We start from the raw sequence: 23,259 nt of genomic DNA on the forward strand, positions 1-23,259 counted from the left end.
TCGGTAACTGAACGGGAATTTTTCAGGGGGGAAATCGGAGGGGGAAAGGGCCAGGACGGGCGGCAGGACTGGGGGGGCGCAGGATCGGGCGGCAGGATCGGGGGCGCAGGATGGGGGGAGAGGCCGGACCGGGGCCAGCCCCGGACCCCGGGGTATTTTCGGCCAGATGACAGGGAGGCCGGCGCGGCGGCGGTGGGGGGGCGTGTTTTGCGATGTGCGCCTTGGACGGGCGGGAGCGAGGACAGGCGGGCGAGGACTGGGGCGGGGCCGAAGACTCGGGGAAGCAAGGACGGAAACGCCCGGGGGGAAGAGGCCACAGGCCAGAACGTGAGACCCGAACGTGAGACCCGAATGCGGGACCGGAACGAGGGCCCGGAATGCGCGGGCGGGGAGAGGCGAGCGGCACAGGGGGAGAGGGAGGGGGAGAGAGCGCGGCGGCGGAACGTGCAACGGGGCCCCGTTTCGGGGGCCCCGCCTGGGTGACGATGTGGATCAGGACGCCGGAGGGCGCGCGGCCCGGTGGCGGGCGGCCAGGATCAATCCGTCAGGTTGCCGGCGGTATTGGTCACGTTCAGGGTCGGCAGGATCTGGCGGATCGTGCGGTTCCAACGGGTGACCGGCTGTTCGGCGATGAAGATCACGTCGTTCGGACGCAGTTCGAACTTGGTGGCCAGCAGGAAGTTGGCGGCATTGGCCACGTTCAGCTTCCACGCCGTCAGGGCGCCGAATTCGCGCGGGTCCGATGCGCCGCGCAGCACGTAGATCTGGCGCACATCGCCCGACAGCGCGGAGATGCCGCCGCCCTGTTCGTAGAGCGCATCGGCCAGCACGGCGCTGCGTTCATAGGGCAGCGGGTAGCGGCCCGGTGTGCGCACCTCGCCTGTCAGGTAGACGTAATCGCGCTGTTCGGCCCCCAGGCCGAGGCGCGAGTTGAACAGCGCGCGCTGTTCGTTCAGCGCCGCGCGACGGATGCCGATTTCGGAGTTCAGCTGGCTCAGCGCGCTCTGGCGGCTGGTCTGCTTGAAGGTGGCCAGGCGGATCTGCTCTTCGAAATAGCCCCGGGCCAGTTCCAGGTCATAGGCGGTATCGACGAAGACCGCATCGCCATCCAGCAGGGGAACGCGGCGCAGGCTGTCGCGCGCATACAGCTCGGTCAGCGGGATCTGGTAGAGCGTGCCGTCGCGGTAGATCCGCACCGAAGCGTAATCCTGGTCGTTGACGGTGATGCCACCGGCCTGGGCCAGCGCCTCTTCGAGGTAGAGCGGGGTCAGGGTGATCGGCACCACGCGGGGCGAGCCGACGGCGCCGCCGACCGAGACCTTTTTCGAATTGAAGGCCGAGATTTCGAGGCTGAAGGTCGGATCGATCTGGTTCGACACCAGGCTCTGGAACAATTGCGCCTCGGCCTCCTCCAGCGTCATGCCGGCGATTTCGACGCGGCCGACGGTGGGGATGGCGATCGCACCGTCATCCTGCACGGTATAGCCCTGGCGGGCATTCTGCGCCGCCAGCAGGCCGCTGAGCTGTTCGACGGTATTGCCGGGGTTCGGCGTGGCGAGCAGGATCACGTCACCGACGCCGATGCGATAGGGTTCGGGATCGACCGCGGGGGGCACGCGCAGTTCCATCCCGCCGGGGCGCTGGCGCGAATCGAACACCGGATCGGGGGCCGGGGCCGGCACGCCCAGGCCGGACCCGGTGCCGGCGATCTGGTTGAACGCCGCCGGCAGGGCGCGCGGGCTGTATTCCGAGCGGTTGGCAAGCAGGACGGTTTCCGCCGTCAGCGGCACCACCCTGACCTTGCTGTCGCCGGACATGCTGTTGATGGACGAGCTGTGATAGATCACGCCGCAGCCGCCGAGGAAAAGCGTGGCAAAGAGAAATGCGAGGGGGGCTCTGATTTTCATTACGAGATCCTGGCCTTGAAAAACATCATGTAAACGGGGGTGGACAGGGCGCGCGGGCCGTGGATCGCAGGCAGTGCGCCCCGTCGGGAATGAGCGGAGTATGAGGTCTGTGTCATGATCTTTCCATCTGCGGGCGCATCAGTCGAGGTTGCGAAAGCGGAGGGCACCGGTGGCCGCGCTGACGTATTGCCTTGAGGTTTCCACGGAGCGCGCGGGCGCCTCGGCACGGGTCCTGTCCGTGGTCCTGTCTGTCGTCGGGCCAGGGGGGGTGAAGTAGGTATTGGTGAAACTGTCCGAGACCCCCGCGCAAGTTTCGCGCAGGCCGGGCCGGGGCTGCAAGACATGAGTGAGATCGCAGACGTAACTGCGCACCTCGATCTGGCCCTCGCCGGTCAGATAGCTGTGAAACCGTTCGCTGCGGCCATCCTGCCCGTCGGCCAGGCGGGCCCGCAGGTCGGTCACGTCCGCCGCCATCAGGTCGTCGCCCAGGCCACGGGTGCCGATCAGCACGCCATCGCGAAAGGAAAATCCGCTGCCATCGGGGGCGATCCAGGTCTCGACCCCATCGGCAGAGCGGTCCCGGCGCCGCAGGATCACCTCCGCTCCGCCGGATTCGCGGCGCGCGCCCATGGCCGGGTGGGCCGGCAGGCGCTGGTAGGCAGGGACCGGGTCGCCAGACACAGGGGCGGCCCGCAGCGCGTCGGACAGCGTCGCCCGTCCGACGCGCTGCAATTCGCCATCCGACGAACAGCCCGCCAGCAGGGCGCACAGGACCATGCCCGACAGGGCGATGCGGGTCACGGCGTGGCCGCCTGCCTGGTGCGGGCCCGGGATCATTTCCAGAAGCTCCCCCAGCTGCGCTGAAGCGTGCCCGCCTGACCGCGGCGGACCTCGTCGTAGAGCCGGGTCGAGATCTGCACCCGCGCGCCGCCGTCGCCGTTGAAGGGCCGCACGGTCGTGGCGAGATCCCGCGGTGTGGGTTTGCCCAGCAGAAAGTCGAGCGGCACCGAGACGCGGATGCCCTTGTCGAAATCGCCGCTGCCGAAATCCTCGGCCGAGACATCGGTGAAGGTGACATAGGCGCCGATGCTGATGCCATTGGCGAACTGGCGCTCCATCGACAGCGTGGTGCCCCAGTCGCCCGCGAGATAGCGCCCGGCATCGACCTGCCCGAGGTAGCCGTCGCCAAAGTCGTAATAGGCCGAGAGGTGGCCCGTGGCGACCTCGTAATCGGCAAAGCCGAACAGGTCGTCGGGGTCGCGCTTGGCGACATAGTTCACCTCGGCCCCGAGGGCGAGCGGCCCGCTGACCGGTTTCCACAGCACCTCGCCCGAGAGGCCGCCGTACATTTCCTCGAGGTAGCCGAGGGTGACGCGGCCATAGAGGTCGGTGCCGGGGCGGAAGAAGTAGTCGGCCTGCAGGTCGCGGACCTCGAAGTCCATGTCGGATTCATACAGCGTGGCATCGGTGCGCACCGGCGTGATGCGCGAGGAGGTCGGATCGGGGTCGCCGCCGTTGCCCTGCACCAGCGGCTGGCGCAGCTGGGTCGAGACCACGAGGCCCGGCAGCACCCGGTAGGCGGCGTCAAGGCGCAGCCCGCCTTCGGCCAGCAGGTTGTCGGGATCCGAGAAGGTCGGGCCGAGGTAGCCATCCAGGCTGTAGCGCAGCCGGGCCGCGCCGGTGGCGGCGGGCTGCGGATAGGGGCGGGCATCGGCGATATCGGCGCGGGCATAGCTTTTCCAGCTGCCCTCGAGGTCATGTTCCAGCTCTTCGAGGTCGGCGCGGCGCAGGGTCACGGCCGAGGCGGCGACGTCGTGGCGCACCGGGATCAGCACGATGGTGTCGACCGAAGCGGGCAGAACGCCCGTCAGGGCGCGGGCGGCACGCCCCAGGCCCTGGGCTTCGGACTGGTAGCGTTCGTTGCGGATGTGCAGGCGCACGGTGCTGCCCTGGCGGGAGAAGGAGAGCAGGCGGATGCCCTGCGCGGCCAGGCTGCGGCGAGCGGCCTCGTTCAGCGGAACAGCCGCCGCATCGCTGTCCCAGCCGAGGGCGGCGGCGCTGCGCGGCACCACGGCGGGGCCCTGCGCGGTCTCGCCCGCGGCGCCGCGCAGCGGGGATCGCGGCGGGGATTTCGGGTTCAGCGCATAGGTCAGCGAGAGACCGGCGTAATTGCCGTAGAGATAGGCGGCGGTGACATCGATGCCGTTGTCGAAACGGTAGGTGGCGGCGAAATTCAGCGGCGAGCTGCGTTCGAACCCGCCCCCGGCGACCTCGGCGTCATAGGCATCCGAGGAATATTCCAGCCCCAGCACCAGGTGCGGTGTCGCCTGGTATTGCACCGCCCCGAACAGCGCCGCATCGCCGCTGAAATAATCGCTGTCCAGGCGATCCTGCGGGATCAGGCCCAGACGGTCGCCGCCAAAGCTGCCCAGGCGGCCCCAGCCGATGCCGCCGGTGGTCTGCAAGCGCCCCATGGTCTTGGTCGCCACCAGGTATTCCCCGGAATAATAGCTGTCGTCGCCGAGGCCGCGCAGCCCGACCGCCAGCGCCGGCCAGGCCCCGGTTTCCGGCATCAGCTGGTATTGCAGGTCGAAATCGCGGTCGCGCAGCCGGGCCCCGCCCGCCGAATCCAGTACCGAGTAGCGGAAGCTGCCGCTGAGCCGCGGCGCCATCTGAAAGGTGAAGGTCGTGCGCAGGGTGTCGTTGAACGCACTGGAGCTCAGCGACATTTCGCCATCCGGCATCGCATGGGCGGTCGGCATGTCCACCACGCCCGGCGTGCCGTAGAACCCCAGCGTGGGACGCAGCGCAATCGCCCCCACGGTGCCATCCTGGGCCACGGCCCGACCCGGTGCAGACGGCCCGATGCCCCATGTTGCAAGGACGATCGCACAGACACTGCCTCGCAGGAAAACCCGCCCACGCCTCGTCATACCCAGATCAGCCCCTTGCCCCAGATCACATACGGTTTCCTAACCAGACCCCACGTCGGGGGATAGCCCCCAAGGGCAGAGAATCCGCATTAACCACGCATGACTTTGTGGCAGAGATGACAGCGACGAATAAATGACCTATTTCCCCTCCATGCGTTTCCTGACCCGCTTCCGTGCCCCAAAACCCACATTTTCATCTCCGCTTGCGCCGGGTGAGCCGTTTTTTGCCATTGGCGACATTCATGGCTGTGACCACCTGATGCCGGGGCTGCTGGAGCGGATCGACGAAATCTATGCCCGCCAGCAGGATCAGCATGAGGCCCGGAATGGCGCGCCCTGGTCGGCGCGGCTGGTCTTTGTCGGGGATTACGTCGATCGCGGCGATCAGAGCGCGGCCGTGCTGCACCGGTTGCAGGCGTTGCAGCGCGACCATCCCTCGACCCTGTGCCTGATGGGCAACCATGAACAGATGCTGCTGCAATTCCTCGACACCCCGGGCGAGTCCGGGCCGCGCTGGATGCGCTATGGCGGCTTGCAGACCATGGCCAGTTTCGGCGTCGCCCCGCCCGCCGCCACCGCCCCCGCCGACAAGTGGGAGGAGGCGCGCGACCGCTTTCGCACCGCCCTGGGGGCCCCGACAGAGGCCTGGCTGCGCGCCCTGCCCCTGATCTGGCAGACCGGCAATGTCATCGTGGTACATGCCGGGGCCGACCCCGCCCGGCCCCCGGCCAAGCAGAGCGAGGCCACCCTGCTGTGGGGCCATTCCGATTTCACCAGCACGCCGCGCACCGACGGCCTGTGGGTGGTGCACGGCCATACCATCGTCGAACAGCCGCGCCCCGAGATGGGCCGCCTGCCCGTCGACACCGGCGCCTATGCCACCGGTCGGCTGACCGCGGCGCTGATCAGCCCCGGCAAGGTGGAATTCACCCCCTGAGCCGTGGCGCCACCGGATCGGGGATGGCGCGCGCCCTGAGCGGGCGCCGGACAGGGCCTGAACACGGGCCTTGCTGACGACCCTGAGATTTCAGCGGACGCGGGCCTTTCTGCGGACAGGGCCTTGCTGCGGACAGGGCCTTGCTGCGGACAGGGGCCTTGCTGATGGTCGGCCTTGCTGCGGCGGGCGAACGCTGGTGGGCCCCTGCTGGCCGCCGTTCTGCGGGGCGCTCTCCCCGGCCCGGCTCGCGCGGGCCTTGTGCCCGATCCTGGTCGCGCGGGCCTTCTGCCCGGGCATCCTGTGCAATTTGCGTCAAATTTTAGCGGTATTTGACTCAAATTTTATCATAACGCCGGAATTTTGCCGGAATTTTGCCACGCGGTCCGCGCAGCCTGGCGGCATGAAGCCGACGGAGGTCCGCATGGCGTACAAGATCACCCTGGAACCCGGGCAGACAGGCGGCGCGACCGGCGCGGCCACCGTCACCGCACGGCATTTCGGGTCCAACTACCTGGCCACGCGGCAGGCCCATGGCGAGACGATCGAGGCCGGGGGGGCCTTTGGGGCGGCGGCCGACTGGCTGGACGTGACGCATTATCGCTATCCCGGCGGCACCATCGCCGAGAAGTATTTCGACATCACCGACCCCGGCCATTTCGACCCGGGCGCGCAGGATGCGCTGAGCGTGGCGTCCTTTGCCGATGCCGGCGACACCACCCAGCTGACCCGGCTGGGCCAGTTCATGGCGTTCGCCGCCACCGAGGGCGGCAAGGTCACCGTGGTGGTGCCGATGATCCGGTTCTTCGAAACGGTGAAATCGGGCAGCCCGGCCGAGGTCGCGGCGCTGGAGGCGGATGTGAAGGCTTTTGTCGCCGCCGCCATGGCGCATCCCGCCGGCCATGTGATCAGCGGGTTCGAGCTGGGCAACGAGTTCGCCTCGTGGATGGGCGGGCATAACGGCGCGATCCTGGGCAGCACCGCCGATGCCGCCGCGCTGATGCGCAACATGGCGGTCTGGATCAATGAGGCGCTGGACGAGACCGGGCTGGCACCGGGCGACCAGCCGCAGATCATCGCCCAGACGGCATTCGTGAAATACGGCGAGAAGGGCAACACCCCGCTGCTGCGCGACCTGTTCGACGAGGACCTGGGGCAGGACTATGCCCATGTCGAGAGCGTGGCCGATTTCTTTGCCGCCATCGAGGGGGTCGCGACCCATGTCTATCCCTATCGCCCCTGGCTGGACACCGATGACGGGATCGGCGCGATCACCGGCGACACCGGGCTGATCGGGGACTGGCAGGAGGCCTTTGAGGACTATGCCGAGACGCATGGGCTGGAGGCGGTCGAGCTGGACGGCGTGGCCAGCGAATGGAACATCCGCAATGCCGCCTTTTCCAATGGCGATGTCAGCGGCGCGCAGGCCGGGATTGCCACCGTGGCGCTGTTTCACCGGCTGGTGGCCGAGGGCGTGGACGAGATGCACGTCTGGCCCGCCCTGCAGAACACCGGCTCGACCCTGATCGACCAGAAGGACGGCGCGCTGGAGATGCAGTTCACCGGCGCGGCCTTTACCCTGCTGCGCACCCTCGTGCCCGGACATGCGGTCGAACAGGCCCCGACCGCCCATGACAGCGATGGCGACGGCATCGACGATGTCTTTGTCTACAGTTTCCGCCAGGGCGGCAGCCTGCACACCTTTGCCAGCGCCGCGCAGGATACCAGCGTCACGCTGGATTTCGCGGGCTACGGCATCGCCGCCGAGGATGCCGCGCTGGCCCATGTCGCGCAGCTGAACGCCACCGGCAGCGGCGCCCCGGTGTTCGAGATCGGCGACAGCCATCTGCTGGCCCCCGGCGACAACAGCCTGACGCTGAACCTGGCGGCCGGGGCGATGACGCTGATCTCGCTCGATGGGGATCTGGCGGCCGGGGCGGCGGGGGCCGCCGAGGCAGCACAGTTCAGCTTTGCCATGTCGGCCGGCTATGCCGACCGCCTGCCACATCTGCCCGGCCTCGACCCCGTTGCAACCGGCAACGTGATGCAGGGGGACGGCGCCGATGCGCAGTTCCAGGTCTACAAGGGCTTCATCTTCGACGCGGGGGGCGGCGCGGACAGCGTTCTGGGCAGTTCCGCGGCAGATACCGTGCTGGGGGGCAGCGGCGCGGATCGGCTGGAGATGGGCGCCGGCGACGACGTGTTGCTGGGCGAAAGCGGCGACGATTATCTGAACGGCGGATCGGGCGACGACTGGCTGTATGGCGGCGCGCATCAGGATGTGCTGCTGGGGGGCGCGGGCAACGACCGGATTCGCGGCGGCGCGGGATTCGACCTGATCCAGGGCGGTGCGGGGCACGATCTGATCGACGGCGGCGGACAGGCCGACAACCTGTACGGCGGCACCGGCAACGACACGATCCACGGCAGCAGCGGGCTGGACCGGATGTTCGGCGGATCGGGCGATGACCGGATGTTCGGCGGGACGGGCGATGACCATCTGCGTGGCGAAACCGGATCGGACGCCCTGTTCGGCGGCCATGGCAACGACACGCTGGAGGGGGGCGGCGGCAATGACCGGATTCGCGGCGGCGCCGGGTTCGACGTGCTGGACGGGGGCGCCGGCAACGACATCCTGATCGGGGCGTTCAATGCCGATGTCTTTGTCTTTGCGGGAGATTTCGGCAGCGACCAGATATGGGACTTCGAGGCGTGCAATGACTTCGAAAAGATCGACCTGTCCGGGGTCAGCGGAATCACCGATTTCGACGACCTGTCGCAAAACCACATGCGCCAGATCGACAGCGGCGTTCTGATCGACGCGGGCGAGGGCAACCGGGTGCTGCTGCGGGGGGTCGAGATCACCGATCTGGATGCGAACGACTTTCTGTTCTGAACCCGTCCGGTCTGGCGCCAGGCCCCGCCTTTGCGGGATAGGTCTGGCGCATGTGTCTGGCCCGGACGGCGCCCCCCCTGAGGCGCGCCAACCCCCTAACCGGGCCCAAACCAGGCCCGGGGCAGGATCGGGGCAGGATCGGGGCAGGATCGGGCGTGTTCTAATCCGGGCCTGCATGACTCTGGGCGCGCATGACTCTGGCCCTGCATGACTCTGGCCCTGCACGAGTCTGGCCCTGCACGAGTCTGGGAGGCATAAATCTGAACGGGCATAACTCTCGACTGGCCCCGCCGATCCCGCGCGGATTTTCGGAAAACATCCAAAATCACGGGATTTGAGCATGGCGGCATTGCCGCCCTGGCCCTGACAAAGATCAGTCCCGGCTGATTGCTACGTATTAATACAATATTAATGAAAACCCACATAGCCTTTGCATTCCCCTCTTGTGCCTCCATTGCACAACACAGGTCAAAGGCGCCGTGTGACATCAGGATTCCCTTTGCAACAGGCCGAGATCGCCTGCCCGATGACCCGCACACCCTTGCGGCGCATCAGCCATCGCCCTGCAATGCGGCCAGGGATCGGGGCGCGCGCCGCGCAGGGGACGAAAGTCCCGACAAGACCGCGATACAGTTTCGGGCAGGATCCATCCCTATTGCGAATAAGACGCACAATTTGCCGATCCCGGCCCGGCGTATTGATGAAAGGCCGCCTTAAGGATATCCAAATCGGGGGGGATCGGATATTCGAGGCTTGTCACCACAACCGGCCGGACAGCATAAAACCTTTGATGCCCATATCCCTTCTGACGCCGGACTGGCGCATCGGCTGCGAAAACCGCAATAAATTGTAAGAGTTCCGATCTCCCAATGGGCAACCAGTTCTGATCATGAACAGCGCAGATCAAACACGCTCTTTCGCAGAGGATTTCTTTGAGCGGTTCGAGCCGGTTTCGGCGCAGCGCCATGGCACATGGTCCTGGCAGCCCTTCAACTCATACGGGTTCGCCCGCGGCTATGTCAGCGTGCCGATCGTGCTGGCCGAGCTGAACCCGGTGGCGGGCACCCTGCCCATCCTGTTCGAACAGATCGACAGCGCGCGCGGCCCGCAGGCGGGGTTGCGCCCGGTTGCCCTGCTGCACCTGGCCGATCCGACCGCGCGGGTGGTTTCGGACAGCGGCGCCTGGCAGGCGTTCTACGTGCCCGGCGCGCTGCGCATCCACCCCTTTGCCTGCGACCTGCGCCCCGATAGCACGCCAGACAGCATGCCGGAGACCCTGCACCTGGACCCGCAAAGCGCCTGCCTGTCCCCGACACCGGGCCCCAGGGGCACGGGACACGGGCGCCTGTTCGATCTGACCGGCACCCCCACGGAGGCGTTCCACGCCATCCAGAGCTTTTTCGGCCATTACCAGGCCTCTCTGCGCAGCACGCTGGCGGCCAGCCGGGCGCTGTGGCAGGCCGGGGTGCTGAAACCGGCCCGGATGCAGGATCTGCCCGGCCCCGGGTACTACACCGCGGACCGCGCCGCGCTGTCCAGGCTGTCGGGGCCGCGGCTGGAGGAGCTGTTTCGCAGCGAGGCCGTGGCGCTGGCCCTGGCGCAGATCCTGTCGTTGCAGAAGATCGCGCAGATGAAGCAGAGGGCCGGCGTGCCCCAGCCCGGCAGCAGGGCACAGGGCAATACGGCGCAGGGCGATACGGCGCAGGACGGAATGGGCCAGACCGCAGCGCAGGAGGCAGCACAGGGTTCGGCGCAGATTTCGGGCCACCCCCCTGCCCTGACCCCGTTCCTGGATGCCATGGCGCGCGCCTACGAGACCGACAAAGACGAGATTTTTTTCAAGACATAGGGACGCCGCCGACATGATTTCCACGCGCCTGTGGCCAGCATTCATTCTTATCGCCCTTCCAGCCCTGGCCGGGTGCCAGATGCGCAATAGCCCCGCCGATACCCCTGCGGGCCAGGGCATGACGGGCCAGAGCCTGACGGGGCAAGCCATGACCGGCACGCCATCCCCGACGGCCCAACCGGCCACGGCAACCACGCTGCGTGCGCCGACCGCCCGCCTGTCGACCGCGGTGGCAGGCACGCAATTCGGCCGCATGGTGGCGCAGGCCGTACGCAGCCACCCCGATGTCGAGGCCGCAGGGGCCAATATCTCGATCGCGCAGGCAGACCTGGAATCCAGCCGGGGCGCACTGCGGCCCGCGGTGTCGATCGGGGCCAGCGCGCAATCGCGGGTCATCGGCGACCGTGACCGCACCAACAACCAGGCCACGCCCTATCTGCAGGTCAGCCAGCTGATCTATGATGGCGGGGCCTCGGCCAGCCGCAAGGCCGCGGCGACGGCGAACGTGCAGCAAAGCACCAACGCGCGGCTGGTGACGGCGGCCAATACGGCGCTGGACGCGGTCGACGCCTACCTGAACGTGATCTCGGCGCGCAAGATCCTGGCCCTGACGCAGGACAACCTGGACGCCCACCAGGACATGGCCGATCTGATCGAGGAACGCCGCAGCGCCGGCGCCGGATCGCAATCGGACGTGCTGACCGTGCGGTCGCGTCTGGCCGATGCCGAAACCCTGGTGATCGACGCGCAATCCCAGCTGGAACGCACCGAGGCGCGCTTTGTCCAGATGTTCGGAACCAGCCCCGGCGCCCTGGAAACCCCGCCCGTGGCCCCGGCCCTGCCCGCCGATACCGCCGCCGCCGTCGCCACCAGCCCGCGCATCAGCGCGCTGAATGCCCAGCTGGCCGCCAGCCGGTCGCAATTGCGCCTGGCCGAGGTCAGCCGCCGCCCCCAGGTCGAACTGGACGGCACCGCGCAGCGTGCCGACAACGGCGGCAAGGACATCACCTTCGGGCTGAATGTCGAATATGCCTTCGACACCCGCGGCCAGAGCAGCAGCGCCATTCACCGCGCCCGCGCCGAAGTCACCCGGCTGGAGGCGCAGAAGGCCGCCCTGGAACGCGATATCCGCCGCTCGATGGACTACGTGAAATCCGAAGCGGCCGCCGGGGTGCAGCGCCTGCGTTCGTCGCGCGCCGCGGTCGAGGCGAACCGGGCCAACGTCGCCGCCGCACGGGACGAATTCTCGATCGGGCGGCGCAACCTGCTGGACGTGCTGGAGGCGCAGCGCGACTACGTGCAGGCGCAGAACACCCTCATCACATCGGAACGCACGCAGATCTATACCGGCTATGATGCCCTGGCCCTGACCGGTGATATCGTCGAGATCTTCCAGGCCGATTTTTCCAACATGACCCCTCCCAGTTAAGTGGCCCGCCCCGCGCGGCCGGAAATGAGTGACCCCAGATGAGTGATATCCACGACATCCAGACCGAACGCCCCCGCAGCGCGCGCAAGTTGTCGCCGCTGGAGGCCTGCATGTTGCATGTCACCACCAAGCTGGACCGCCCGATCACCCATGCTGCCCTGTTCGCCGAAATTTCCGACCCGCAGGGCTTTCTGACGCTGCGCGACGCGCTGCAGGTGGCCGAACGCGCCGGGTTGCAGGCCGCCTTCGGCGCGCGCAAGCTGAGCGATTTCGACGACAGCCTGACCCCGGCCGTGCTGTTGCTGGCGGGCGATCGTGCCGTGGTGCTGCACAGGGTCGAAAAGACCCGCTGCATCCTCTATGACCCCGTCGTCGGGGACGGGCTGAGCGAGATGGCGCCCGAGAAGCTGGCCAAGGCCTATACCGGCCATGCCATCCTGATGCGCCCGAACTACCGCGAGGACCTGACCCGCCAGAGCACCACCGAAGGCCATTGGTTCTGGTCGGCGCTGGCGGCCAGCAAATGGTCTTACATGCAGGTGATCCTGGCGGCGATGCTGACCAGCGTGCTGGGGCTGTCGACCTCGATCTTTTCCATGGTGGTCTATGACCGCATCCTGCCGAACGAGGCGACGGAATCCCTGATCGCGCTGTCGGTGGGGATCGGCATCGCGCTGCTGTTCGATTTCGGCATCAAGACGCTGCGGGCCAGTTTCATCGACAGCGCCGGGGCGCGCGCCGACCTGCTGATGGGGCGGCGGATCTTCGACCAGCTGCTGAACCTGCGGCTGGCCGCGCGATCGGGATCGACCGGGGCGATGGCCAACACCTTGCGCGAATTCGAAAGCCTGCGGGATTTCTTTACCTCGGCCAGCCTGGTGGCGCTGGTCGATCTGCCCTTTGTCGTGCTGTTCATCTTCGTCATCCACATGATCGGCGGGCCGCTGGCGCTGATCCCGGCCATCGCGGTGCCGATCGTGCTGGTGGTGGGACTGCTGGTGCAGCCGTTCCTGTGGCGGCTGGCCAAGCAGAGCCATACGGATGGCCAGTCCAAGCAGAGCGTGCTGGTGGAAACCCTGTCGGGGCTGGAGACGATCAAGGCCTCGGGCGCGTCGCGATTCATGCGGGCCCGCTGGGAGGAGGCGATTTCCAAGCAATCCACCCATGGCGCGCAAAGCCGCGCCATCACCCAGTTTGCCCTGAACATCACCGGGCTGACCCAGCAGGCGGCACAGGTGCTGATCATCTTCTACGGGGTGTTCCTGATTTCCGAAGGTGTGACCAGCATGGGGGCGCTGATCGCCTCGGTCATCCTGACCGGGCGCTGCCTGGGGCCGCTGGCGCAGCTGGCCCAGACCCTGACCCGGATGAACCAGGCCCGCACCTCGTACCGCAGCCTGAACGCGCTGATGAATTCCGAGAGCGAACGCCCCCATGACCGCAAGTGGATTTCCCGCCCCGAGATGGAGGGCGAAATCACCTTCGAGGATGTGCGCTTCACCTATCCCAACCAGCTGGTCGAGACGCTGAAGGGCATATCGTTCACCATCAAGCCGGGCGAAAAGGTGGCGATCCTGGGCCCGATCGGATCGGGCAAGAGCACGGTGGCGCGGATGCTGCTGGGGCTGTACCAGCCGTCATCGGGATCGGTGCGCGTCGATGGCGTGGACATCCGCCAGATCGATCCCGGCGATCTGCGCCGCAATATCGGCGCCGCCCTGCAGGACCCCTGGCTGATCTCGGGCTCGCTGCGCGACAATATCGCCATCGGCGATCTGCGCCCCGATGACGCCGCGATCCTGCGCGCCGCGCGCATCACCGGGGTCGAGGCCTTTGCCGCACGCCATCCGGCGGGCTACGACATGCCGCTTGGTGAAAAGGGCGAAGGCCTGTCGGGGGGCCAGAAACAGGCGATCTGCCTGGCCCGTTCCATCGTCGCCTCGCCCGCCATCCTGCTGCTGGACGAACCCACCAGCGCCATGGACGTGCAGAATGAAAACGAGGTGATCCGCAACCTGGGCACCCACATGAAGAATGCCACCATGGTGATCATCACACACCGCCCCAGCCTGCTGGACCTGGTCGACCGCGTCATCGTGCTGTCCGAGGGCAAGGTGCAGGCGGACGGGCCGAAATCGTTGCTGCAACGCGCCAGCAGCACCGCGACACCGCCTGCCGTGGGGGTGAAAGCATGAGCCAGCACAAGGATTTCCAACGCCTCGCCCGGTCGATGAAGAGCAGCTCTCCGATCCGCAACAGCCTGCTGCTGGCCACCATCCTGGGGTTCATCGTGGTGGCCGTGGCCTGGGCCGCCACCACCGAGATCGACGATGTGACCCGCGCCGACGGGCGCATCGTGCCCTCGGGCGACGTGCAGGTGATCGAGGCCTCGGAGAACGGCGTCCTGCAGGATCTTCTGGTCCAGGAGGGCGACATCGTCGAGGCCGGCACCCTGCTGATGGAACTGGACGGGGTGCAGCTGACATCGCAGCTGGACCAGGAACAACAGCGCGCCTACGGGTTGATGGCCCGGATTCAGCGGCTGGAGGCCGAGATCAGCGGCGAGATGCTGGATTTCGACAGCGACCTGGTCGTGCGGGCGCCGGACGTCGTGCACAGCGAAACCGCGCTCTACAAGGGGCGCCGCGACGACCTGGCGGGCAAGATCACCATCCTGGAAACGCAACGCCAGCAACGCCAGCAGGAATACCAGTCCGGGCTGGTCGACCTGGAGACGGCGAATTCCACCCTGGGCCTGCTGGAGGAGGAACGCGCCCTGATCGCACCGCTGGTCGAGCGCGGGATCGAACCGCAGACCACCCTGCTGACCCTGCGCCGCGACGAAGCCGACTGGAACGGGCGCAAGGTGCGGGCCGAGGCCTCGTTGAAGATGTACCAATCCGCGCTGGAGGAAATCGACGACCAGATCGCCTCGCAGCGGCGGACCTATGAATCCGGGGCGCTGACGGACCTGGCGACGTCGACCGCGGAACTGGCGGCGCTGAAACCGTCGCTGCCGGCGTTGCAACAGCGGGCCCAGCGGGCCCAGATCCGCGCGCCGATGCGCGGCATCGTCAACCGCATCCACCGCACCACCCTGGGCAGCATGGCGCGCGCCGGCGAGCCGCTGATCGAGATCGTGCCGCTGGACGACAGCCTGCTGATCGAGGCCTATATCACCCCCGACGACATCGCCTTTCTGTACCCCGGGCAGGCGGTCAAGGTGAAGATCACCGCCTATGACTACGCCCGCTATGGCAGCCTGGAGGGTGAGATCGTGCGCATCGGGGCCGATACCATCCAGCGGTCGGAACGCAGCGAGGAAGAGGTCTTCGTGGCCGAGATCCGCACCAGCACCACCATGCTGGACGGCGCTGGCACGCCGGTGCAGATCCTGCCCGGCATGGTCGCCCAGGTCGATATCCTGGCCGGGCGCAAGAAGGTGCTGGATTACATCACCCGCCCGGTGATCAAGGTGAAGGACCAGGCGTTCCGCGAATAGCTCCGCCGGCCCTGCCGGGGGGCGAAGGCAGACATGAAAAACCGGCAGGACGCAGGCCCTGCCGGTTTTTCTGTTCGGATCGGCCAGGTTCAGGCAGGTCAGGTTCAGGCAGGTCAGGTTCGGATCGGCCAGGTTCGGATCGGCCAGGTTCGGATCGGCCAGGTTCGGATCGGCCAGGTTCGGATCGGCCAGGTTCGGATCGGCCAGGTTCGGATCGGCCAAGTTCGGATCGGCGAAGTTTGGATCGGCCAAGTTCAGGCAGGTCAGCCGCGCGGGATCCTGACTGGAGAGGCGAGATTGGGCCTCGGGGGCGGATCAGGCCGCGCGGGACACCGGCCTTACTGGCCGAGCATGGCCTGCATCTGGGCCATCTGGTTGCGCAATGTTGCCGCCTGCGCCGGGGTCAGACCGGCGGGTGGCGAGGCCAGGACACCCTGGATCAGCGCGACGGCCGTCTGCATCTGCGGCAGCGACAGCGCCCCGACATTGAAGCCCTGAAGGCTGGGAAGAGACACCGCGACGGCCCGCGACGATGCCCCGCCGCCCGTCCTGCTGGCCCCCGTCCCCAGGGAGGTCGACCCCCCATTGACAGAGGCTGTCACCGTGCCCCCCGGGGTCACGGGCGTGACCGGGCTGACCGTGACAGGGGTCGTTGGCGGAACCACGACCGGCGTGCTGGGCGTCACGACGACAGGTGTGGTCGGGGGAACCACGACCGGCGTGCTGGGGGGCACGACGACGGGTGTGGTCGGGGGGATCACCACGACGATCGCCGGGGGGGAAATCACCGAGACCTGACCGGCCTGCGCCGTCGTGGCCGCAGCCACGGTGATCAATGTTGCCAGAATGGAACTACGCATCTTGAAACCTCTTTTCCCATTTACGCCACTCAAGCACCCAGGATGGATCTCAGAACAGATCCAGATCGATGATCGCCATGCTCAGGGTCCAGCGACCATCCGACCCGTTGTGCGTGACATCTCCGTAACTCAGACCCAGCTGCACATCGTAAGCCTTGAAAATCTTTGTCGTCGTGGTCAGCCCGACGATCGCCTCGTTGCCCGACCAGGAGGTGCCGACCGACAGCCAGTCGGTCACACCCAGCCCGACGCCGACAAAACCGCCGTCTTCCTCGTCGTCCGTGCCTATGGCGGTGCTGTAGCCCGCCGACAGCAGCCCCGGCAGGCGCCCGACCGAAAATGTCGTGCTGGCCGCGAGATAATAGCTCTCGTCCCGTGCCGAGGAATCGCCCCAGGCGCCAAGGTTGCTGGCGCCGATCGCCACCGCCGCGACCTGCCCCGGCAGGATCGAGGACAACTGGCGGGAAAACTTCAGGTGGAGCGATCCTGAATCCGCGAAATCCGAAGGATCCACACTCTCGAGGCTCAGCAGAACCTCGACCCCCACCGCATCGGCCGCGTTGCCGAACCCCAGGCCGAAGGCGGCGGATCCATCCGCCTCGTTTGCGCCATTCGTGCCCGCGCCCTCACGTCTGACATCGCTGAGCGCCCCGGCGATGAACCCGGCCCCGTGCGGCAGGGAAAAGCCGCTGGGAATGCCGACGGTGCTGGCACTGCCTTTGCTTTCCTGCGGGGTCGAAAGGGTAACGAGGTAGGCCAGGTATTCATCCGACGACAACGTCGGGGTCGCGTCCTGTGCCATGACTGGCGCAAGGCCAAGCGGAACCGCGGCAAGTCCGGAAACTGCCAGCATTACGCCACGCGTAAGAATCTTCATCAAGTGGGCCGTCCCTTGGTCAATGGGCGGCGGTTGCTCCGCCGCCCTTTTTATTTTGGTGTGATCAGACTTCCGGCAGCGCCATGAAGTTGTCGAAGTTGGACTGCGTCATCCCCGCCAGGTCGGAGAAGCTCAGGTTGTTGAACTCGGCCAGGCCGACGCTTTCGAAGCTGGTGCCCCCTGCCCCGACAGTGACATGACCGAAGATCAGGTCCGTGCTGGAGAAATCGGCCACCACATAGAACTCATCGCCTTCGTTCAGCCCGGAAAGACCGCTGAGCATACTTGCCAGGGCATCCCCTTCCTGATCCGGGGTCGCGCTGATCTCGTTCGTGAAGATCAGCAGGCCGCTGTTGGCGTTGACCTCTTCGCTTCCGGTGCTGATCATCTGCATGTATTCGCCGGTGCCGCGCAGCGACGCCTGATCGAAGTTGACCAGCGAGACAAAGTCGCCATCCGCCCCATCACCCAGGGTGAAGCCGGTGATCAGGTCTTCCCCATTGGCCTCAGGGTTGGCGTTGATCAGGATGATATCCTTGCCCCCCTGAGAGATGTCGACGATGTCATCGCCCGCACCGGTATAGATCGCATCCGACCCGGCCGACCCCGACAGCGTCGTCGCCCCTGCGCCGCCGAGTTGCAGGGCATAGACCGCGTTGTCGGTTTGCAGGTAGAGGCTGGTCGTCTCGAAGATCGCCGTATCGATGTCGTAGCTGGCCGAGATGTTGTCGAAGAGCGCGCCCAGACCGTTGGTCCAGTCGGCGTAGTCGTTGGCAGATTCCACGACGCTGGCCGCGAAGATCCCGAAACCGTCGAACCCGTCGAGTTCGCCGATGCTATAGAAAGCGATCGGGTTGCTGCCGCTTTCGGCCAAGAAGTTGAAGTCGTTGCCGTTGAGCACGACGTCCCCCTCGATGCCACCCGCCAGCAACACGCCCTTGAAGTTGGTATCGAAGGTCGACGCGGGAAGCTCCATGTCGGACAGCATCGTCAGAAGCTCGGGGTCCGATGTCGTCCAGGTCAGGATGTTCTGGGTCACAGTGACCCCATCGACCAGCCCCTGAACCACGATCAGGCTGCTCTGGTCACGGCCCGAATAGACCTGGTCCACCGCCGCCGAAATCGTGTTGGCGGTGATCAGGATGCCTTCTGCCGTGCTGCCTTCGCTGACCGACACGACGATGGCGCCCATGAAGCCGGACTTGCCGTTGGCCTCCAGCACACCGGTGGGATCGGCGTTGATGAAATCGGCAAAGTTGTTCCCCGAAATCGTGATGTTGGCGAAGGAGTACCCCTCGTTTTCCCCGAAGAGCTGGATGCCGCCGCTGTTGTACTTGCCATCGTTGGCGGTGATGGTGACGCCGTCGTTGGTCCCCTTCAGCTCGATCCAGAAGTTGCGGCCGAAGAAGTCTTCGGACGCGCCATAGCCATAGCCGTAGCCATACCCGTAGCCTGAGCCGTCGTAGTAATCGGCGAAGCCGTCAAAGTCTGCGCCCCCGGCATGCAGGCCGTGGTAGAAGAAGTTGCCGCTGATATCCGTGTCGGTCAGGGACGACAGGTAGAGGTGCCCGGCTGCGGGCCGCCAGAACATGTTGCCCGAGATTTCGGAATCCGCCAGGCCGCTGAGGTAGAGCGCACCGGCGTTGCCGTTCAGCACGCCACCGATGAGGTTTCCGCTGATTTCCCAGCCCGAGGCCACCGCGGGACCGTTGTAGAGGCCGCGCGGATCGTCGGAGTTGGCATTGAAGGTCGGGGCCCCGTCTGCCTCATAACCGGTCATGATCGAGTTGGTCAGCGTGAAGTTGTCCAGCGCGCCGGGGGTTGTCGTCAGCAGATCCTCGGCCCAGCTGAGCGGCGCCGTGTCATTGTCGAGGCTGACACCGTCGATGGTGACATCGCTGGCCGCGATGGTGACGGTACCGGTGATGATCGATTCCGGGCCACGTGCCCCAGACCCGCCATCGGGATCGAGACTGTCCGCATCGGTCCAGGCCGCGATACCGGCATTGGCCCCGAGGATGGTCAGCGGCTTGTCCAGCACGATGTTTTCGGAGAATTCGCCGGCGGCCAGTTGCAGGACGTCCTCGGCACTGGCTGCGGCAATCGCCTCGGCCAGGCTGGTGTAGCCCATGTTGGTGGTGGTGTTGATCACCGTCGGGGTCGGCTGCACGGTAAAGCTGAGCGCCGCCGGATCGATCAGTTCGTTGCCCACATCATCCGTCACGGCCAGGCTGCCGGTGATGACCGACCCTGCCGCGAAGGCGCTGAGATCGAGCGTGTACTGGCCGTTCAGCGCGAATTCGATGGAGGTCGATGTCTCTCCGCTGGTCAGCGTCAGAATGGCCGTGGCATCGCTGTCCAGGCCCGAGACATCCAGCTCCACCTCGGAATTGTCGGTGAAGTTGAGGGCGGGGCCATCGGTCCCGGTCAGGATCTCGACAGAGATGTCATCCCCGACATCCGCAGTGGTGTCCAGTTCGACGCTGCTGCTGGCGGTTTCGGTAAAGCCGTTCGCCGTGACCGAGACCGTCACCGTCAGTGCACCATCGGGAACGCCCGTCAGGTCCACGGTACCCGAGAAGGACCCGTTCGCCTCGACCGTGGCCGTGCCGCTGGCAACGGTTTGATTGCTGGCGTTGGTGATCACGAAGGACACCACCGTGCCTTCGGCGACATTGGTCGTCAGGCCGATGATCGGCGCGGCCGCGGCACCGGCCGCATTCACCGGAGAATCCAGCACACCGATCACCGGCTGGCTGTCGACCGGATCGGCAACGCCCGTCACCTTGATGCTGAGCGTCTGGGTGGCGCGGCGGCCATCCGCCAGTTCGACCGTGTAGGTAAAGTCATCGGTGACCACGACCCCTTCGGGGATCGGATCGGCGTTGCTGGTGCTGACCTGGTAGATGTAGTCACCGGCCTTGGTCACGATCAGCGTGCCGTATTGCCCGGTCGCCACCAGGGCGTTCACCGTATTGGGGATCTCGAGCAGCGTCGCGGCGTTGCCGTAGGAGGTGAAATCGGCCAGCTGCACGGCAATGCTTGAGCCACCGCTTTCCAGCTGGATGTCCGAAACCACCATGGCGCTGTCGACGATGCTGTCGCGCACATCCGTGACACCGATGGCGATATTGTAGATACCGTCCGCCAGGAAGGTATAGGAGAATTCCTGGAGCGAGCTGGTCACCCACTGGCCCGCCAGCGTGTAATTGACCGGCCCTTTCAGATCCTGCACGTCGAAGGTGCCATCGGCGCCGGTGCCGCGCAGGACGATCCCTGCACCAATCGCATTGCCCGAACTGTCGACCTGCTGGATCGCGACATAGCTGTAGTCGTTGTAGGGCAGGTAATCGTAGGACCCGAAGAAATAATCGAAGGTCAGCGTATCGCCGGCCTCGACCGTAAACTGGTTGGTGATGGCCGACCCACGGGTCGCCGCGCCACCGCCCCGTGCCGCGGGCAGGTCACCGTTCAGGTTGATCGCATCCTCGATCGTGCTGTCCGACACCGTGCGGTTGCCCGAGATGGACGCCCAATCGGAGGAGCTGATGTAGTAGATGCCCGCCCCTTCCTGGGTGGACAGGGCCGCGATCTTGGTGCCGTTGATCGAATAGATCCCGGTGGTCGCCGGCAGCAGTTCACCATCGCTGAAGTGATCGTTGGCCAGCAGGTTGCCCTTGACAAAGGTCGGCTGGTTTTCGACCGCCGTGTTGGTATCCTTTGTCAGGACGACGCCCAGAAGTTCCTTGTTGATCCCCTCGGCCACACCGGAGGAGATACCATCGGTCGCGGCATCCAGCTGGGTGTTGAAATCGGAAGAGGGGCCGGTTTCCGGCAGGTTGTTGAAGAGCGTTTCGATCTGGGTCGTGCTGGTCTTGATCACCTGCGACACGGCATTGACCGTGGCCGAGGCCTGCGACGACAACTGCCCGCCTGTCTGCAGCGCGCTGACAGTGTTGCTGACCGCGCTGGCCGCGCTGCTGCCGCCCGTGATCGCCGTGGAAATCGAGCTGGCCATGGAGGTGGTGTCGAGGGTCGGGTTCAGGGCCCCGGCAACGGCAACGGCCGACGCCGCCTCGGTCGCCTCGGACAGCGACGTCCCGGCCGGCAGGGTGTTCAGGACCTTGGTGACATCCTGTGCCGCCTTGGTCGCGATCGCCTGTTTCTGGGCCGCGGTCAGACCGCCGGAGGTGTTCGCCTCGGCCGCGGCAACAGCGGAGTCGATCACCTTGGTCGCCACGACGGCAGCGGCCGACATTTTCTGCGCGGTCGCGCGCACGGCCGGATCGCTGGAGCTGAGCTGTTCATAGAAGTTGAAGGTGGTCAGATTGGTTTCGGCCGGGATGTTGAAGGCCGTCTTGATCTGGGCATCGGTCATGCCCGCTGCCTTCAGCGTCGAGATCGGGGAGACGACCTGGCCGCCTTCCGTGCCGGTATCCTCCGCTTGCAGGATGTTCGAGAACACGTTGCCGGTGGCAATGTCGCGGGTCACGACATCGTCGAACTGCGCCGAGAAGCTGTCACTCCAGCCATACGAGGTATCATCACTGCCTGCAGGGGACGGAACGATGATGAACTTGGCCCCCGGCTGGGGGGTATAGGTGACGTTGACCGCACCGTTGGCATCGGTCAGCCCGAGGTATTCGGATTCATCCGGATTGCCGTCGAGGTCGATATCATAGAACACCAGCGCGTTGTGCAGCGGAGCGTCGACGATTTGCAGCGTCTTGGAGATCGTCGTGCTACCGCCGCCGTCACCACCACCATCACCGCCGCCATCACCGCCGCCGGAGCTCGAACCGCCACCGCCGGCCGCCGCCGCAAGAATGCCGACACCGCCAGCCGCCAGGGCCAGCGCCTCGGGGGGAACATCCCCCATGCCATAGGCGACTTCGCCGGCGGCCGTCAGTTCGCTGGCGGCAAGGGCCGACACCATGACACTGCCGTCCGCGGACAGGCTGACCGCGGATTCGCTGACGACGACCTTCTGGCCGTTCGACAGCGTGACCTGGATGGTCCCGTCGGCCTGCACTTCGTAGCTGACGACATTCTCGACGCTGTCCAGCGCAACCGCCTCGGAAGATGCGCTTTGAGCGTGGCTCATCATCGGCAATAGAACCAGCAATCCGGTCAGGCCGAAGATGGTCTTGGCCTTGCGTTCGTTGATTTGACGCATAATCGCCTGGAGCTTACGGCTGCTCACCCCCTCAACCTGAGGTTGCTTCGACCCCTCGACTGCGGAGGAGGGCGATTTGATCGACTTATGGAGGGTCATAATTTGATCTCAACTGATTAGAATGATAGGGAAAATTGTGGACGCCAGCGTCTATGAGTTTCGTGTCGTAATTACTGCCCTACCGGGTGATTATTAACAAAGTGACAGCTCCAACACGCGAGTCTTGCACATCTGAACATTACAACGATTTACAAAGTCTTAATGCCCTTTTGTCAACAGGATCACGAATTTTACCCCGCCAATTCAGACAAATTTCATGAAAGGGATGCGGCATTGATCATCCCAACACATAGCAATTATTAACACGAATACGTACTAAGTATCCGGCACCTGCATTAACCGCCCCATCTATCCCACGGGAGTCATTGCAAATGATTCATTGAACGTTTCCCAAAGGACAATAAAAGATCGGACGAATGGCAGATCCGGCCGGCGCGTTGCAAATTGGATCTTCCGAATAGGCAACACAGTGCAAACAATTGGTTTTCAACGCTGTTCAGGCAGCTTTCCGCCGACGACACCGCACAGCTAGGGGCACGCAGGGCTTGCCGGGCACATCTTGGCACAGCATCCCCACCCCGCCGCGATCAGCGCCTCCGCCCTCCTGCGGGCACGGCAGGTCAGCACCTCCGGGCCGCCCCCGGCGTGCCCCCCCCCCGTGCAATCCCGGTGCAATCCCGGTGCCCGCCCGGTGCGATCAGGGCCATCCCAGGCTTTCTGCAGGCGCCCCCTGCCCCACGCTTGAATTTTTGTTTCCATCCGGTCTAGGTCGCATCTGAGCCGCTGGCCGTCCGGGCCTCTTCGGTCATTTTAAGAACAAGGTTTAAGTGATGCCC

General features: G+C 65.8%; 12 protein-coding genes. 6 read left to right on the forward strand and 6 right to left on the reverse strand.

Annotation, left to right across the window (positions count from 1 at the left end; translation table 11 throughout):
- Positions 1-536 precede the first annotated feature (536 nt).
- The 3 genes from DL237_RS18845 to DL237_RS18855 form a co-directional block, all read right to left on the reverse strand.
- Positions 537-1,907 (reverse strand): polysaccharide biosynthesis/export family protein, encoded by a 1,371-nt coding sequence (locus DL237_RS18845; RefSeq protein ID WP_199672169.1) that lies wholly within the window; start codon positions 1,905-1,907, stop codon positions 537-539.
- Between the two features lie 138 nt (positions 1,908-2,045).
- Positions 2,046-2,708, reverse strand: a complete 663-nt coding sequence (locus tag DL237_RS18850; protein WP_158585688.1) for a YjbF family lipoprotein — start codon at positions 2,706-2,708, stop codon at positions 2,046-2,048.
- Positions 2,709-2,740: 32 nt separating this feature from the next.
- Positions 2,741-4,747: a YjbH domain-containing protein gene (locus DL237_RS18855; protein ID WP_158585689.1), complete on the reverse strand. Its 2,007-nt coding sequence runs from the start codon at positions 4,745-4,747 to the stop codon at positions 2,741-2,743.
- A gap of 226 nt (positions 4,748-4,973) precedes the next feature.
- On the opposite strand from DL237_RS18855, the gene DL237_RS18860 reads away from it, so the two are divergent.
- The 6 genes from DL237_RS18860 to DL237_RS18885 all read left to right on the forward strand — a co-directional run bounded on the left by DL237_RS18860 (position 4,974) and on the right by DL237_RS18885 (position 15,450).
- On the forward strand, positions 4,974-5,777 hold the full coding sequence (locus tag DL237_RS18860; protein WP_233545063.1) for a metallophosphoesterase: 804 nt from the start codon (positions 4,974-4,976) through the stop codon (positions 5,775-5,777).
- Between the two features lie 421 nt (positions 5,778-6,198).
- Positions 6,199-8,670, forward strand: a complete 2,472-nt coding sequence (locus DL237_RS18865) for a calcium-binding protein (protein WP_147405379.1) — start codon at positions 6,199-6,201, stop codon at positions 8,668-8,670.
- 889 nt (positions 8,671-9,559) lie between these two features.
- Positions 9,560-10,519, forward strand: coding sequence for a SapC family protein (locus DL237_RS18870; RefSeq protein WP_119400601.1), 960 nt, complete (start codon positions 9,560-9,562; stop codon positions 10,517-10,519).
- Positions 10,520-10,598: 79 nt separating this feature from the next.
- Positions 10,599-11,948, forward strand: coding sequence for a TolC family protein (locus DL237_RS18875; RefSeq protein ID WP_158585690.1), 1,350 nt, complete (start codon positions 10,599-10,601; stop codon positions 11,946-11,948).
- 38 nt (positions 11,949-11,986) lie between these two features.
- On the forward strand, positions 11,987-14,143 hold the full coding sequence (locus DL237_RS18880) for a type I secretion system permease/ATPase (RefSeq protein WP_119400603.1): 2,157 nt from the start codon (positions 11,987-11,989) through the stop codon (positions 14,141-14,143).
- On the forward strand, positions 14,140-15,450 hold the full coding sequence (locus DL237_RS18885; protein WP_119400604.1) for an HlyD family type I secretion periplasmic adaptor subunit: 1,311 nt from the start codon (positions 14,140-14,142) through the stop codon (positions 15,448-15,450). The genes DL237_RS18880 and DL237_RS18885 overlap by 4 nt, the downstream gene beginning before the upstream one ends.
- 338 nt (positions 15,451-15,788) lie before the next feature.
- Here the strand turns inward: DL237_RS18885 and DL237_RS18895 are convergent, their stop codons facing one another.
- From DL237_RS18895 to DL237_RS18905, 3 genes are all read right to left on the reverse strand, one after another.
- The gene (locus tag DL237_RS18895; protein WP_119400605.1) at positions 15,789-16,310 is read right to left on the reverse strand and encodes a hypothetical protein; all 522 of its coding nucleotides are present in this window, start codon (positions 16,308-16,310) and stop codon (positions 15,789-15,791) included.
- 49 nt (positions 16,311-16,359) lie between these two features.
- On the reverse strand, positions 16,360-17,187 hold the full coding sequence (locus DL237_RS18900) for a hypothetical protein (protein WP_119400606.1): 828 nt from the start codon (positions 17,185-17,187) through the stop codon (positions 16,360-16,362).
- Between the two features lie 64 nt (positions 17,188-17,251).
- Positions 17,252-22,363, reverse strand: coding sequence for a beta strand repeat-containing protein (locus DL237_RS18905; RefSeq protein WP_119400607.1), 5,112 nt, complete (start codon positions 22,361-22,363; stop codon positions 17,252-17,254).
- Positions 22,364-23,259: the final 896 nt, after the last annotated feature.

It is taken from the genome of Pseudooceanicola sediminis (assembly GCF_003575965.1).
In the GTDB taxonomy this organism is placed as follows: Bacteria; Pseudomonadota; Alphaproteobacteria; order Rhodobacterales; family Rhodobacteraceae; genus Pseudooceanicola; species Pseudooceanicola sediminis.

What these genes read in the sequence shown, in the direction of transcription:
- DL237_RS18845 (WP_199672169.1), bottom strand. Translation starts at nt 1,907, where the DNA reads ATGAAAATCAGAGCCCCCCTCGCATTTCTCTTTGCCACGCTTTTCCTC.
- DL237_RS18860 (WP_233545063.1), top strand. Translation starts at nt 4,974, where the DNA reads ATGACCTATTTCCCCTCCATGCGTTTCCTGACCCGCTTCCGTGCCCCA.
- DL237_RS18865 (WP_147405379.1), top strand. Translation starts at nt 6,199, where the DNA reads ATGGCGTACAAGATCACCCTGGAACCCGGGCAGACAGGCGGCGCGACC.
- DL237_RS18870 (WP_119400601.1), top strand. Translation starts at nt 9,560, where the DNA reads ATGAACAGCGCAGATCAAACACGCTCTTTCGCAGAGGATTTCTTTGAG.
- DL237_RS18875 (WP_158585690.1), top strand. Translation starts at nt 10,599, where the DNA reads ATGCGCAATAGCCCCGCCGATACCCCTGCGGGCCAGGGCATGACGGGC.
- DL237_RS18880 (WP_119400603.1), top strand. Translation starts at nt 11,987, where the DNA reads ATGAGTGATATCCACGACATCCAGACCGAACGCCCCCGCAGCGCGCGC.
- DL237_RS18885 (WP_119400604.1), top strand. Translation starts at nt 14,140, where the DNA reads ATGAGCCAGCACAAGGATTTCCAACGCCTCGCCCGGTCGATGAAGAGC.
- DL237_RS18895 (WP_119400605.1), bottom strand. Translation starts at nt 16,310, where the DNA reads ATGCGTAGTTCCATTCTGGCAACATTGATCACCGTGGCTGCGGCCACG.
- DL237_RS18900 (WP_119400606.1), bottom strand. Translation starts at nt 17,187, where the DNA reads ATGAAGATTCTTACGCGTGGCGTAATGCTGGCAGTTTCCGGACTTGCC.
- DL237_RS18905 (WP_119400607.1), bottom strand. Translation starts at nt 22,363, where the DNA reads ATGCGTCAAATCAACGAACGCAAGGCCAAGACCATCTTCGGCCTGACC.